Consider the following 14,870-nt stretch of genomic DNA (forward strand, 5'->3'; position numbering starts at 1 on the left):
TTTATTTTATGAAGTAATTTAGAAATCTAATTTTCAATATCTCGAAAAGTCTTACTTATTTGTTATGATAAAAAAGATTACTAGCAATTATTTATCTTTTTTCTAAAATAATATATTTATCATCTTGACTAACATAAGCGATAATATAACTCCCATTAAATTTTAATAAAACAGGTCGTTCTTTATACAATTCATCATCAAGAAAATAATCTGCAATACTTCTTAGCTTAGAAATATAATTTATAACCGGACAAGGTTTTAATGTCGTTCTATCTAAGGAAATATTAATCCTTAATGATTTACCTATTTCTTGCCTAAAAAAACTACTGTGTGATGTTATTAAAGTTCCTTGAAAACCATCAGGAGAACCATAATAAAAAGTATTATAGGTATGAAAAGTTATAGGTCCATTTATTGTTGAAATAGTTTGATTTCCAAAAAAAAATGAAGTACCATAGAACGGCATCTTATTATTAAGTATTCTATTAAACTTTGTTTTATAATAAGTACTCAATTGAAGAGAATAAGTATTCATATGTGAGATTACCTCAAAACCAAATCCTTTATTGACATATTTTTTGAAAAAATTCTCTGCTTTTACATCATTATCTTCTACGTCAAAAACTTTTTTAATAAAATAAGAACCTCCAATATCATTTGACTGTGAAAATTCGTTCACCTTTTCATCTGTTTCTAAATTATAAACAGAAACCACTGATTGTTCTTTATTCAAAATCATTTGAAATAAATATTGGTCTTTTATAAAAGAATTTGAATTTTTCTTGAACTCTACATTATCTAAATTTCCTTTTTTATACTCTTTAAAAGTGTGCTTAAAAGCATCTAAATCTACATTTAAAACATAAGTTCTATGATCATTTTGATCTATAGTCATTATTAATTTAGAATCTTTGACATAGTATTTATTTTTATTAAAAGTAGGCATTAAGGGGTTTTCACTTTCCGTATCAATCTCGTCAAATTTTCTATTATTTTTAATTAAACTCGAAAATAAGCCATCTTCTGTTGCTTCTGTTAATTCCCCTGTAAGATCTACTTGGTATTTTCTAGTAAATTTTGCTTGAGAAAACTCGTAAAAATTTAGAATAGACGATTTTTTATTTACAGACAAAACATATGTTTTCTGATCTACATTTACAATATCAATAAATTCTTCTTTTCTTTTAAAATCGAAAGGTGCTACAAATTCTAAGTAAACTCCTGGTCTGTCATTTGGAATGTGAATTCCTCTTATTTTTCTTTCTTTTTTATCTGTAAAAAACAAATTCACTCCATCTTTATCCATATTTACTTTCACTAAATATTTTATATTAGATTGAGAAATGGTGTATGAAACTTGATTTACAAACCTATAATCATCTTTGAAATTTTGTAGATAAATTTTACGGTTTTGGAAAGTAATAATACTAAAACGATTCTTGTATGATTGTCCGAAAGTTAAGTTCGAATAATTACATTCTGATTTTGCATCGATTTCCATTTTTTGTGAAAATACATTTGTAAATAATAAGATAAAAAGAAAAGGTAAAATACTTTTTTTAAACATTTTTTTATTTTTTCAACAAAAATAAAGGTTTTGAATAGTAAATGTACTTTTAATTATAAAATATTTGAAATAAAAAAGCAGTATTCTGAATATTCAGAATACTGCTTTTTTAAATGTTGTCACATTTGAAAATCATATAAGTGAATTTGGTTTGTTTTAAACACACCCCTAGCCCCTCTCAAGAGGGGAAATTGATAATCTTTAAAGATTAATACATAATAAAACGTGATAATATCTATATATGTTTTGTTTAGTAATTTTCGGCTTAGGGATTGTAGCGGCATCCTTTTTTGCTTCTTCATCAAGTTGCTTTGGCAAAAAAGATATAGCGAAAAGCCCAACCCGATTCCTGAGTTTTTGAAACGAAGGAAAAAAGGGGAAGCTCCAAATTATTTTCTAAACTTAATCGTGTGTTTTTGAAGATTCACTTACCAAACGATTGATTTCTTTTAATTCTTCTTCGGTGATATAACGCCATTTTCCTACCGGAATATCAAGAGAAACGTTCATAATTCGAACTCTTTTCAGTTTCGTTACTTTGTATCCAAGATATTCACTCATTCTACGAATTTGGCGATTTAGACCTTGTGTAAGAATGATTTTGAATTTGTTTTTCGTCAGTTGCTCCACTTCACACTCTCTTGTAACTGTATCAAGAATTGGAACTCCGCTACTCATTTTTTTCACGAATTCTTCTGTGATTGGCTTGTCCACTGTAACAATATATTCTTTTTCGTGATTGTTTCTTGCACGAAGAATTTTGTTTACAATATCTCCATCATTTGTCAGAAAAATCAGACCTTCACTTGGTTTATCTAATCTTCCGATTGGGAAAATTCTTTTTTCGTATCCGATATAATCAATAATATTGTCTTTCTCTACTCTCGAATCTGTTGTACAAACAATTCCGATTGGTTTGTTGAAAGCAATATAAACTGGTTTATCATTTGGTTCTGAAATCAACTTTCCGTCTACATGAACCTCATCTCCTTCTTTCACTTTTGTTCCCAATTCTGGAACTTTTCCGTTGATTTTGATTCTTCCAGCTTCTAAAAGTTTATCTGCTGCTCTTCTCGAACAATATCCTACTTCACTCAGATATTTATTTATTCTTATTTCCTTCATGTTAATTCAAGAAAATGAACTAATATTTTAGTTCTGTTTTTATAAAAATGCTTTATTTCCACTTTTTCACTCCTGCTTCCATTCGCATATTCAGATTGTTTTGATCTGGCGGAATTGGGCATGAATAAAGTGAATTATAAGCGCAATATGGGTTATACGCTTTATTGAAATCCAAAATAATCGTGTCTCCTTCGGGAATTCTTAAATCTAAATATCTTCCTCCATCATAAGATTCCTCTCCATTTGTCAGATCTGTAAAAGGAATAAAAAGATAATCTACATATTCTTTTTTCTCTTTTAATTTCTGATTTTGATAAACCTCAAGACGATATTCTTTTCCGTCAATATCAAAAACTACTTCTGCATATTTTTGATATTCTGGAAGTCTATCCGTGGTAGTTGGCATCTGAAACGTCAATGGATTTGTTTCCACTATAAACTTTGCTTCTACTCTATATTTATCATTTATTGGAAAAAAATCTAACGATTTGAACTTCTTCAGATCACTTTTCTTTAGAGGAGATTCGTTTGGATTTTTATATTCTTCATTTAATTCTTTCTGAAATTTTTCAATTTCTTCTTTGTTTGATTGTGCAAAACCAAAAGAAGTAAAAAGAACAAATGAGATTAAAAATAGATAGTTTTTCATTATTTATTTTCTTCTAGAAACGAATAGAACTTTTCGAAAATGATTTTAAACCATTCTGTATAAATTTCTGGCTTTTCTTCGATATCTTTTTTCACATCTTCTAATGGCATCCATTTAAAAGCTTCTACTTCTTCAGGATTTACATTTGGTTCGTCATTATAATTCCCAACCATTACATGATCAAATTCATGCTCTGTCAATCCGTTTGCGAAAGGCGCTTTATATACAAAAGAACAAACTTCTTTTAGATCTGTAACAAATCCCATTTCTTCTTGTAAACGACGTTTTCCAGCTTCTAAATTAGATTCCCCATCTCTTTGATGGCTACAACAAGTATTTGTCCAAAGTAACGGAGAATGGTATTTTGATGCTGCTCTTTGTTGCAACATTAATTCTCCTTGATCGTTAAAAACAAAAACAGAAAATGCTCTATGAAGTAAAGCTTTTTCGTGTGCTTCTATTTTTTCCATTAAACCAACTTGTTCGTCGTTTTCGTTAACCAATATTACGTATTCCTCTTTCATTCTGTTTCATAAATTTAGAAAAACAAAGGTATACATTTATCTTAAACAAAAAGCAATATTCTATTATGTAATTAGTCCACAATTTCAATATAATAATCTATAATTTCATCGCAATCTTTGCAATCTCCATTCATTAATTTTTCTTTTATTTCAATTAATTTATAATAGGATTCTTCAACGTTTCCTTTAAAAAGCTCGTAAATCGAATTTTGAAATAACATCTTAAATTGATCCGTTTCATTTTTCACATAATTAAACCCTGAACTCAAATAGTACCTAGTCATTAAACCTGTTCCTTTCATGAAATTCAAATGTGCTTTTAATTGATAAATATCTGAAACCTGAACCATTTCGTTTTCAGCTAAATTCAAATATTTTTCAGCTTTTTCAAAGTCATTATGTTCCATATAATACTTACTTAGTATTAAATTATCATCAGGAATATCGACAGCTTTTGAAGCAATATTATCTAGAATTAATTGTTCATATTTTTCATTATTTGAAAAATAATACATGGACCTTAAAAATTCATAAACACTTTTTCTATTATAATTTACATTCTTTTTCTCTTTAGGGAAAACAGCAAAAGCTTTTTCTAAATTTAAAATTGTCTTTTCAGTATCACCTTTTAATAAATAGAGAATTCCTAAAGTTTTATGACCAATAAATAAATTCAACTTTTTAGCATTCATATTTTTTTTTGTCCATTTTATTATGTCATCTATTTCTTTTAGATCTTTTTTTGAAAAATTAATTTTAAGATCTTTCACATCTTTGATTTCGTCGAAATTATTTTCTAAAAGATATAATTTAAACATAAAATAATAAACGCTAGATAATTTTATAATTTTAGTTTTTAAGTCTTCATCTTTTATTTGATTTATATATTTATTGTTTTCTAAATAACTTAGAATATCTTTTTTTAAGAGAATTTCTTTTTCTGAAGTTTCATTACCTTTTCCTATTTCAAACTCTTTAAATAAATATAAATAGTTATGCATAATAGTATAGGTTTCTTTATATTTTGGATTTGTATCTAAATATCTTGTTATATGTAAAAAAGCTTCATCAAGCTTGTTTTGATTCATCAAATAAAATGGATAAAAACTAGCTGATATCTCTTCAGTTGGATTAATTTTTAAAGCTTTTTCAAAATCTTCTCCAAAATTTGGTTGATTCAAATTGTATTTAATAATTGCTCTATAACCATAAAAAGTTGCTGAGTCACCATCAAAAATTTTTATATCCATATTTTTCAAGGCTTCTTTATAATTATTTTCAGCAAGTAAATTTTGATTATTTTGTGTATAGTAATATGCTAAATTGTATAAATGTATTGAATTTAAAGGATCTACTTTTAGAGAATCAATAACATCTTTAAGATATTCTGAATCATATTTTGTAGGACTTTCTATTTCATCTAGAGTATTTTTTAAATCTATTGAGGAAAAATCATAACTCATATTAAAATTAATTTTAAATACTTCTTTTGAAAACCCTAGAAATTCTTTTTTATCTTTTTCTGTCAATTCTCTTTTCAATTTATAAGTCTGAGAATAGCCAGATAATGTTGTTATAATAATTAATAATAAAGTAATTTTTCTCATCATTTATATAATTTTTATTTTCATATTGAAAAATTTTAAAAAATAATTCAGCTAAAACCTTACCAATTTTATAAAAATTTATTTTTTTTAGAATATTTTTTCAAAATCATTTAATTATAACTATTCAATCTTACTTTAAACAAAGTAATTTTAAGTCTAAAATGATCAAAATTTAATTTACCTCTTTATTCTAAATATTTATTAAAACTAAATATAAAAATTAATAATCTATCAAAATCTCCGTAACTTTAAGATAAAACGGACTAACCATGAAACGATTAATACTTCTTATTTTGATTGTTATTGCTGGAGTAGCTATTTATTTAAGTAAAATAAGTGCAAAAGCTCCTGTCTATGATTTGGTGTTAAGAGATGGTGATATTTTACTGGATGGTTCAAAAGCGCTTCAAAAAGTAAATATTGGAATTAATGATGATACTATTGCGGCTATTTCAAAATATAAACTTTACGGTAGACAAATAATTAATGCCAAGAATCATACTATAATTCCTGGTTTTATTCATATTGAAGAAGATAAATATGATCCTTCTATGCATGAAACTTATATTGAAAACGGAATAACATCTGTACTTTACTTAGAACCTGAACCAAAAAAAATATCTCATTACCAACAACAACCTGATTTAAATTTTGGTTTTATAAATCCATCATTGATTAAAGATGCAAATTATGCTGATTTATCTAAAAGAATTAATAATCATAAGTTTTGTAAAAATTCAGATATTATTTATACCACTGAAATGGAAAATAATAATTTCTTAAAAAATGTAAAGAAATTGAATAATCAAAAGAAATTATCTTGGCATGACATCTCTATGAGATGTAGTAAAAACATTGCTGAACTAACCAAAAACAACACACCTTTTATGAAAAAACGTGGAACCCTAAAAATCGGAAATAAAGCAGACATTTTAGTAATTCCGAGCTGTTGTCAAAAGACAAAAAATCCTGTACAACTAGTATTCATTAATGGAGATTTAATTTCAAAAATACATGTTGCCAAAAATCCATAAAAAAAGCTGAATTTAAAATTCAGCTTTTCTATTTTTACCATTCTCTGTTTGCAAATAATATTTCAATATCTACTTCTCTGTAATCATAAATCCTAGAAATATATTCAAAATCTTCAAAAATCGCTTTTTTAGCTACGCTTTCAATTTCACAATCATTTCTAAAAAATTCTTCTTGAAGCATATTTATTTCTTCCGTCAACTCCTCTCCTAGCTTGTAGTATTGTTCTAAACTTTTGTTTTCCATTTCTTCTACCTCCACACAAAAATCTAACATTAAATTTCTAAGCTTATCAACTAGTGGAATTGGGAAGTAGGAATCTTTATACATTTTTCTTAGAAATTCATATTCTAATATTTTTTCTTTTTGTAGGGTTATTATTGTCATATTCTAACATCTTTAGCAATTATTAGTTAACGAATATAATGTTTTAACAATAATTTTCCTAATAAATAGACTCTACAGGCTACTAATTTACATTTACTTAATATTTGATTTTTTTAGTGAGTAAAACGTAAGCTATTTAAAATATTTATACCATTTTGCTTATTTCCATCATAACAGTATAAATCGATTTCATAGGTCATCTTATTTTTTTCATCTACAATTAAAGCAATAAAAACAATAGATCTATCATCATCTTCTTCATATGTTATTATATAATAAGCTTTTTCAAAATTTGTCAAAAAAGCGCCATTTTCAATTTTAGTAAATGTCATATCTTTTGCAATTTGTTTTGTAGCACTAACTATAGACTTCTTAAAATCAACATCTTGATCATCATACGGAACTTTTTCTAAACCAATCGCATAATTTTCACTTTCGTATTCTACAAAATAATCTTCCATTATTTCCACATAATCATATTTTTCAGGAAATTCAAATTTCATTTTCATTAAATAAATATTTAATTTTATTGAAGAATGATTCTGAAGAATTTAAAGATAAAATTCAAAGGATTCATAATGATATTGATTTAGTTAATGTTATTTTGGAAATAAATTAAAAAAAGGAAGCCAATCAGCTTCCTTTTAAAAATATTATAATAATTTCAAAATTAATTCAAACTAACAACATCTGAAATAATACCAAAAACTTTACCTTTTAATTCTTCTCCTAAGAAAATGGCATTTTTAGACATCGAAGAAATATGTTTTTCTTCAAAAGTATACGTTTCTTCAGAAGAGAAAAGTGTCAATTCAGCATTTGCTCCTTCTTGAATTGTAGCAGTTTCTAATCCAAAACGTTTTCTTGGGTTTTCAGAAATACATTTCACAATAGTTTCTGTATCTAAAACTTTATTTAAAGCTCCAAATAAAGATTCCATTCCAATAGTTCCGTCCATTGCATTGCTGAATTCTAATACTTTATTTTCAACATCCAAAGGATTATGATCTGAAGTAATAATATCAATTGTTCCATCTTTTACTCCTTCCAATAAAGCTGCTGTATCTTCATTCGTTCTCAATGGTGGATTCACTTTTGAATTCGCATCAAAATCGAATAATTTAGCATCTGTAAGCAATAAATGATGTGGTGTCACACTACAAGTTACATCCAATCCTTTTTGTTTTGCTTCACGAATCAAAGCAACTGATTTTTTCGTAGAAATCGTCGGAATGTGTAATTTCCCTCCAGTATATTCTAATAAAAATAAATCTCTTGCAACTTGTAATTCCTCAGCCAAAGCAGGAATTCCCTTCATTCCCAATTTTGTACTGTTGATTCCCTCGTTTGCAAATCCTTCTGCTGCAATTGCTTTATTTTTTGGAAAACTTAAAACTAATCCATCAAAATTTTGTGTGTAAAGCAATGCAATTTTCATTAATAGCTCATTTGTAATTGACTTCGCATAATCGTAAAAAGCAATTGCTCCTGCTTGTTGCATATCAAACATTTCTGCAATTTCTTTTCCTTCGCTATGTTTTGTCATACTTCCAATCGGAAATAATTTTGTAGCAAATCCTAAAGCTTTATTTTTCAAATAATGAACTTGCGCTTTATTATCTGTTACAGGATTTGTGTTTGCATTCAAAGCAATCGAAGTAAATCCACTTTTCGCTGCAACTTCCAATCCATTTGCTATCGTTTCTCTTTCTTCAAAACCTGGTTCTCCAAGACTTACACTTGTGTCAAACCAACCTGTTGAAACTAGTAAATTCTCATAATTTACTTCTTCAAAATCTCCTGTGTTTTCAATAGTAGAATCGATTTTTGAAATCTTTCCATCAATCACTAAAATATCTTTTGTTTGCTGATAAAAAGGACTTGTAGCATCAATAATTGTTGCAGATTTGATTAAAACTTTCATGTTTTAAAATATTTTAAAATCAGTATTTCTAAAAGAATAAAGATAAAAGCAGCAACCAAAAGCCATTTGAAAATCCAATTTTCTTGCGCATCCGATTTTAGGCTAATCACTGCATTCTCTATAGAATCATAGAAAACTGCATTTTTTTTGTTATTTATAGTTGTGTTAATGTCGTCATAAGTCAAATCACTTTCTGCATTATCGTAGTTAAATGCAAGTGTATTCAGCTTTTCTTCTCCTTTTAAAACTGGATAAAAACCAGCATTATTAGGATTTTCGCTAAACTGAATTTTTACTTTTGAAGCAAAAGTTTGTTGTTGTGGAATAAATTCTGAGTTATCATTTTTAATTTTCAACAACTCATTTTTTCCAATTTTAGTTTTAATATCTACTTCATTATTTTCTCTAATCGTATAAGCCAAAGACGGAACTTTTAAGCTTTGCATTGCAATATTGTAAAACAATGGAACAATAATCGCTGATTGTGTAAAATTGGAATTTTCCTTGGAAATTGGCGAAGTAAACCAAAAAGTATTTCCTTGGTTTTGTTTCTTTTCTAAAACGAAAGCAGAATTATCTTCATTCGAAAGAATTTTTGATAATCCAACACCATTTATATTATATTGTTTTTTAGAAAAAGGATATTCAAAATTTGAAATTCTTCCTTCAAAAACTCCCTTAAAAATTGGATGTTCAAAGTGAATTTTTGTAAGTTTTAATTCTTGTTCTTTTTCATTTTCTAAAGTTCCTAAATCTAAATTTTCTACTATTTTTTTATTTGTTGTAAAACTTTCACTTGAAGGAATCACAACTAAAGTCCCTCCTTGTTTTTTAAAGTCTTTTAAAGCATTGATTAATGAATTTTGAATTGTGTCTAATTCATTTAAAACAATCATATTTTGATTTAAAATTGTTCCTAAATCAAAAAAGTTTTTTTCTTTATTTTCAAACTGAAATTCTGAAGAAGCAAATAAATCGTTTAAGTATTTTTCTTGTTTTCCAATAGAAAGCAGATTGATTTTTTCTGGAGACTGAATACTGAAATAATATGTATTATCAAAAGGAACATCTTCGTACTGAATTTTCACAATTCCTTCTATTTCTTCTTCTTTTGGAATTGTAAACTCAATAATTTGTTCTTTTTTCTCCGAAAAATCTGTAGCATTTTTTCCTAACAATTTTTCTTTATTATAAAGTGCAACAGAAACCGGATTAGAAACTAACTCAGAACTTTTTACTTTTACGTTTATCTGATAATTTAAAGCTGATTTTTCTGCTAAATAAACACTATCAATAGAAATATTTACATTTTGCACAGGTTTCAATTGCACAAAACTTGTATAAAAAGTAGAATCCACTTCTGCATTTTCAGCATTCATATTTTTCTGAAAATCGGAAATAAGAATTAAATTTTTCTGTGTGTTTGGTTTCTTTTTGAAGATAGAATTCACTTTTAATAAAACGGTTTCTAGATTTCCTTTGTCTGAAGAATAATCAATTTCAAGTAGCGCATCTTTTGGGTTTTCATAAACATCATTATTGGTAATTAGCGTATAATTTCCATCAAATAAATTCTGTTCAGAAAGTGTTTTAATTCCAGATTTTAATAATTCACCATTCGTTCCTTTAGCTTTCATACTTAAGGAATTGTCTAGATAAACAATATTTTGAGACTCTTTTGTTTGCTCCTTATGCGAAAAAAATGGTTGGGCAAATGCCAAAATGATTGCAGTGAACAATAACATTCTGGTACATAAAACCAACCATTTTTTAAGCTTTGAACTCTTTCGAGTTTGAAACTCTAATTGTTTTAAAAGTTGAACATTCGTAAAAGGAACTTTTACAAATCTTTGTAATTGAAATAAATGTACAATTACAGGTATTATTAATAAAAATAGTGCGTATAGAATTTCTGGATGCTTAAACTGCATTGTTTTTTAAGATTTGTCAAAGATAATAAAAACTATAACAAAATTAAGCTAAAATAATTTTCAAAAATTCCTTTAATATATTTTTGCGCTACAGATTGACAAAATTTTGGAAAATCTATAGTTGCAGAATGATTTGCTTCATCAGAAATCACTCTAATAATTGAGAATGGAATGTCGTACTCGTAGCAAACCTGTGCTACTGCTGCTCCTTCCATTTCCACGCATTTTGCTCCTGGAAATTCAACTCTTAATTTTTTAATTTTGTTTAAATCCGACACAAATCGATCTCCACTCACGATATCTCCAACCACAACTTTTGGTTTAGAAATATGGAACTCTTCCGCTTCATTTGCTGAAATATATTGATTAAAATCTGCTATAAACTCTTTTGAAGCATGAAGAAGTCTTTCTGTGTCTTTTGTTTGAAATGAACCTTTTCCTAATAACGGAATTTCATATTTCGGATATAAAGGATAAGCGTTCATATCGTGTTGCATCAAATTTCTTCCTACAACGATATCTCCTATATTTAATTTAGAAGAAATTGCACCAGCCACTCCTGTAAAAATGATTTCATCTACATGATAATCATTGATTAACTGTGTAGTTGTAACGGCCGAAGCAACTTTACCCCAACGAGAAAAAACAAGTACAACATCATTTCCGAAAAGCATTCCAGAATAATAAGTTCGCATTCCTTTTTCCTCACTTCGAGGATTTTCAAGATGATTAAGCAATGCTTGTATTTCCTCTTGCATTGCGCTAATGATTCCAATTTTCATTTTGTATAGATATTATTTAGAAGTTAATTTTCCGTCCTTCATTACTAAAACTCTATCGGCCATATCGGCAAGTTCCTCATTATGAGTAACAATCACAAAAGTGTGACCAAACTCGTCTCTTAATTGAAAAAATAGTTCATGAAGATTCTTGGCAGAAGCACTATCCAAATTTCCACTTGGTTCATCCGCAAAAACTACAGATGGACTATTAATCAGAGCTCGAGCAACGGCAACTCTTTGTTGTTCTCCTCCTGAAAGTGCATTTGGTTTGTGATCCATTCGATGTTCAAGACCTAAAAATTTCAGTAATTTTCTTCCATTTTCTTCGGCATCTTTCTTCGTTCTCTTCTGAATATACGCTGGAATACAAACATTTTCTAATGCTGTAAACTCAGGTAATAACTGATGAAATTGAAAAATAAAACCTATGTGTGTATTTCTAAATTTTGAGATGGATTTATCTTGTTGTTCTAAGACATTTTGATTGTTTATTATTAATTCTTCGTGTTTTTTCTTCGCTGGTTTATCAAGAGTTCCTAAGATTTGCAATAGTGTAGTTTTACCAGAACCCGATGGCCCGACAATAGCAACTACCTCTTTTTCTTTAATATGTAAATCTATTCCTTTAAGCACTTCCAGATCTCCGTAATACTTAAAAATATTCTTTGCTTTTATCATACTCTTAATTTACTTTTTATCTCAAAAAACATATTTCGAAATAAAAAGCTGGGATTAATTTATTTTCTTATGTTTTGTTAATTTAAACTTAAGCATTGATTTTTAAAAATAAAACCAATGATTCAAAAAAATAACAACTCGTTAAACATATCTCACTTAATATAAACTACTTAACTGGTATTAATATTGTGTAAAATTTTAACCTTTTATTTTTTCGCAACGTGAATTTAGTGAAATTAATTTAAACTAGGAAGAGAAAAATTGAATAAAAAATAACTTTTTTTTCACTTATTTTTTATGATAAATGTCAATTTTTTAAGAATTGTACAGGAAAAAAACCTGTACAATCCGCCTTAATATTTACTATTTTGAAAGTAATTAAGCTAAATTCTCTTTATAATCATAAGAAAAAGTAGCCTTACTCAAAATAGTCGTATTATAATTATTCGCTTTATAAACAATAATCGAAATGTTAATTGTAGAATCTTCTTGAAATTCGACTTCTCCCTTTAAGTGAATTGTATCTTGGAGATATGCAGCATGACGAATTTCTAAAGAAGTATTTTTTGCTAAAGTGGAAGTTTCATCCTGGTAAGGCAAGATCATTTTCTTCGCCAATTCTTCAATTTGAAGAAATAAGTAATATGGCTGAAGTTCTTTCTTTTTGTTAACGTATTTTCTTGTTATTCTGAACTGACTTTTTACTGTTTTATCTATATTTTTCATTTTCTTTCGTGTTTATGGTATTAATGGAATTGGTGGACTGGACAAAGCGATTTGGTTTGAAATCATGTAATAATAATATCGTTTCATAAAATTAAATTGCTTCATCATCTTCATTGTTTTTGTGCTAAAATGTTTCATAATATTTGAGTTTTAAGTAAAAAAAAAGTGCTTTTCTGAGAAAAGCACTTCGGTTATATATTTGTTATTTTAAGTTTATCTTATTTTTTGTAAAAAGTGCTCATGAAAAGTGTTTACGCAGAAATACATCATTCGTTTTGAATAATTTTTCTTAGAAATTGTATTATATGTCGTATTTATGTTATTCATGATGTTGCGAATGTAGGAATTTATTTTTTCCTATCATAAGAGCTTGTATAAATTTATATCAAAAAAATTTATATGCTTCTTAAAAGCTCTTTTTTGTTTTTTTTCTCATCCATAGCGATGCTATGTACTCCAAAAAAAACTTCAAAATAGCATTTTAATAAACTATAAAATTAATTCTGATACAATTTTAAACAAGCTCTACAAATAATTTTACAAATTAACTTTTTATAAAGAATCTGCTAAAGTAGACTCATTTGTTTCCGTAACGTTATCTACCCAGTCAAACTTTACAGCTCCATCTTCATAAATCTCTGTAAGTTTTACTTTGTGAAGTGTATTTACCAATTCTGGATTCCAAGGTGTTTTTACTTTTACATAATTCTCTGTAAATCCGTGAATGTATCCTTCTTTGTTTTCACTTTCAAAAAGTACTGTTAGTTCGTTCCCTAATTGGCTTTCATAAAAAGCTCTACGTTTTTTCACAGAAAGTCCACGAAGCATTTTACTTCTTTTCTGACGAACATTTTTAGGAACAACTCCATCCATTTCTACAGCTTCCGTATTTGGTCTTTCAGAATATGTAAATACGTGTAAATAAGAAATGTTTAATTCTGCTAAGAAATTATAAGTTTCTAAGAAAATTTCATCTGTTTCTCCAGGGAAACCAACAATTACATCCACTCCGATACAAGCATCTGGCATCACTTCTTTAATCTTCGTAACACGATCTACATAAAGCTCTCGCATATAACGACGCTTCATTTTCTTTAAAATTGTATTACTTCCAGACTGTAATGGAACGTGGAAATGCGGTACAAAACTATTTGACTTAGAAACAAATTCAATCGTTTCATTTTTCAATAAATTTGGTTCGATAGAAGAAATTCTCAATCTTTCGATTCCTTCTACTTTATCTAAAGCTTGAACTAATTCTAAGAAAGTATGCTCGTGCTTTTTATTTCCGAACTCCCCTTTTCCGTAATCTCCAATATTTACACCCGTAAGAACAATCTCTTTGATGTCTTTTTTAGAAATTTCTGCTGCATTTTTCAATACATTTTCTAAAGCGTCCGATCTAGAAATTCCTCTTGCCAATGGAATTGTACAATACGTACATTTATAATCACAACCATCTTGCACTTTCAAGAAAGCACGAGTTCTATCTCCAAATGAATAGGAACCAACATAGAAATCTGCATCTTCAATATCACAAGCATGCACTTCTCCGCTGAAATCATTTTTCGATAAATCGTTGATATAATCTGTAACTTTAAACTTTTCTGTTGCACCTAAAACAAGATCCACACCATCAATATTCGCCAATTCTTCTGGTTTCAACTGCGCATAACATCCAACAGCAATCAAATATGCATTCTCGTTTTTCTTCAATGCATTTTTTACAATCGTCTTAAAACGCTTATCTGCATTGTCTGTCACAGAGCAAGTATTTATCACATAAATATCTGCTGTTTCTTCGAAATCTACACGTTCATATCCAACATTTTCAAAGCTTCTTGCGATTGTTGAAGTCTCCGAAAAATTCAATTTACATCCTAATGTGTAAAATGCTACTTTTTTTTGTGCGTTCATTTTGGTACTTTTAGAGCGTGC

General features: G+C 27.8%; 15 protein-coding genes. 1 reads left to right on the forward strand and 14 read right to left on the reverse strand.

The features are described from left to right. Nucleotides 1-91: 91 nt before the first annotated feature. The 5 genes from I0K12_RS14790 to I0K12_RS14810 all read right to left on the reverse strand — a co-directional run bounded on the left by I0K12_RS14790 (nucleotide 92) and on the right by I0K12_RS14810 (nucleotide 5,475). Entirely contained in the window at nucleotides 92-1,567 is a 1,476-nt protein-coding gene (locus I0K12_RS14790; protein WP_196888910.1) for a hypothetical protein, read from the reverse strand. Between the two features lie 402 nt (nucleotides 1,568-1,969). Then, the gene (gene rluF, locus I0K12_RS14795; RefSeq protein ID WP_196888911.1) at nucleotides 1,970-2,692 is read right to left on the reverse strand and encodes a 23S rRNA pseudouridine(2604) synthase RluF; all 723 of its coding nucleotides are present in this window, start codon (nucleotides 2,690-2,692) and stop codon (nucleotides 1,970-1,972) included. A gap of 52 nt (nucleotides 2,693-2,744) precedes the next feature. Next, a complete protein-coding gene (locus I0K12_RS14800) occupies nucleotides 2,745-3,341 on the reverse strand; it encodes a DUF1684 domain-containing protein (RefSeq protein WP_196888912.1) in 597 nt (198 codons plus the stop codon). Continuing rightward, complete coding sequence (gene idi, locus I0K12_RS14805; protein ID WP_196888913.1) at nucleotides 3,341-3,865, reverse strand: isopentenyl-diphosphate Delta-isomerase; 525 nt, start codon at nucleotides 3,863-3,865, stop codon at nucleotides 3,341-3,343. The genes I0K12_RS14800 and idi overlap by 1 nt, the downstream gene beginning before the upstream one ends. A gap of 71 nt (nucleotides 3,866-3,936) precedes the next feature. Continuing rightward, complete coding sequence (locus I0K12_RS14810; RefSeq protein WP_196888914.1) at nucleotides 3,937-5,475, reverse strand: tetratricopeptide repeat protein; 1,539 nt, start codon at nucleotides 5,473-5,475, stop codon at nucleotides 3,937-3,939. A gap of 266 nt (nucleotides 5,476-5,741) precedes the next feature. Between I0K12_RS14810 and I0K12_RS14815 the strand changes: the two genes are divergently transcribed. Continuing rightward, entirely contained in the window at nucleotides 5,742-6,506 is a 765-nt protein-coding gene (locus I0K12_RS14815; protein WP_196888915.1) for a hypothetical protein, read from the forward strand. A 34-nt stretch (nucleotides 6,507-6,540) separates the two neighbouring features. Here the strand turns inward: I0K12_RS14815 and I0K12_RS14820 are convergent, their stop codons facing one another. The 9 genes from I0K12_RS14820 to mtaB all read right to left on the reverse strand — a co-directional run bounded on the left by I0K12_RS14820 (nucleotide 6,541) and on the right by mtaB (nucleotide 14,849). Continuing rightward, entirely contained in the window at nucleotides 6,541-6,891 is a 351-nt protein-coding gene (locus tag I0K12_RS14820; protein ID WP_196888916.1) for a DUF5713 family protein, read from the reverse strand. A 113-nt stretch (nucleotides 6,892-7,004) separates the two neighbouring features. Then, a complete protein-coding gene (locus I0K12_RS14825) occupies nucleotides 7,005-7,400 on the reverse strand; it encodes a hypothetical protein (protein ID WP_196888917.1) in 396 nt (131 codons plus the stop codon). Nucleotides 7,401-7,561: 161 nt separating this feature from the next. After that, a complete protein-coding gene (locus I0K12_RS14830) occupies nucleotides 7,562-8,815 on the reverse strand; it encodes a dihydroorotase (protein ID WP_196888918.1) in 1,254 nt (417 codons plus the stop codon). Continuing rightward, nucleotides 8,812-10,746, reverse strand: coding sequence for a vWA domain-containing protein (locus I0K12_RS14835; protein ID WP_196888919.1), 1,935 nt, complete (start codon nucleotides 10,744-10,746; stop codon nucleotides 8,812-8,814). Before I0K12_RS14835 ends, I0K12_RS14830 begins: the two co-directional genes overlap by 4 nt. Nucleotides 10,747-10,778: 32 nt before the next feature. Then, nucleotides 10,779-11,528, reverse strand: a complete 750-nt coding sequence (locus tag I0K12_RS14840) for a 5'-methylthioadenosine/adenosylhomocysteine nucleosidase (RefSeq protein ID WP_196888920.1) — start codon at nucleotides 11,526-11,528, stop codon at nucleotides 10,779-10,781. A gap of 12 nt (nucleotides 11,529-11,540) precedes the next feature. Then, nucleotides 11,541-12,206, reverse strand: coding sequence for an ABC transporter ATP-binding protein (locus tag I0K12_RS14845; protein WP_196888921.1), 666 nt, complete (start codon nucleotides 12,204-12,206; stop codon nucleotides 11,541-11,543). Nucleotides 12,207-12,584: 378 nt separating this feature from the next. Beyond that, complete coding sequence (locus tag I0K12_RS14850) at nucleotides 12,585-12,932, reverse strand: hypothetical protein (RefSeq protein ID WP_196888922.1); 348 nt, start codon at nucleotides 12,930-12,932, stop codon at nucleotides 12,585-12,587. Between the two features lie 12 nt (nucleotides 12,933-12,944). Then, nucleotides 12,945-13,070 (reverse strand): hypothetical protein, encoded by a 126-nt coding sequence (locus tag I0K12_RS22125; RefSeq protein WP_255552904.1) that lies wholly within the window; start codon nucleotides 13,068-13,070, stop codon nucleotides 12,945-12,947. A gap of 414 nt (nucleotides 13,071-13,484) precedes the next feature. After that, nucleotides 13,485-14,849, reverse strand: a complete 1,365-nt coding sequence (mtaB, locus tag I0K12_RS14855; protein WP_196888923.1) for a tRNA (N(6)-L-threonylcarbamoyladenosine(37)-C(2))-methylthiotransferase MtaB — start codon at nucleotides 14,847-14,849, stop codon at nucleotides 13,485-13,487. Nucleotides 14,850-14,870 lie beyond the last annotated feature (21 nt).

Origin of the sequence: Aureivirga sp. CE67 (genome assembly GCF_015767245.1) — a bacterium.
Classification (GTDB): Bacteria; Bacteroidota; Bacteroidia; order Flavobacteriales; family Flavobacteriaceae; genus Aureivirga.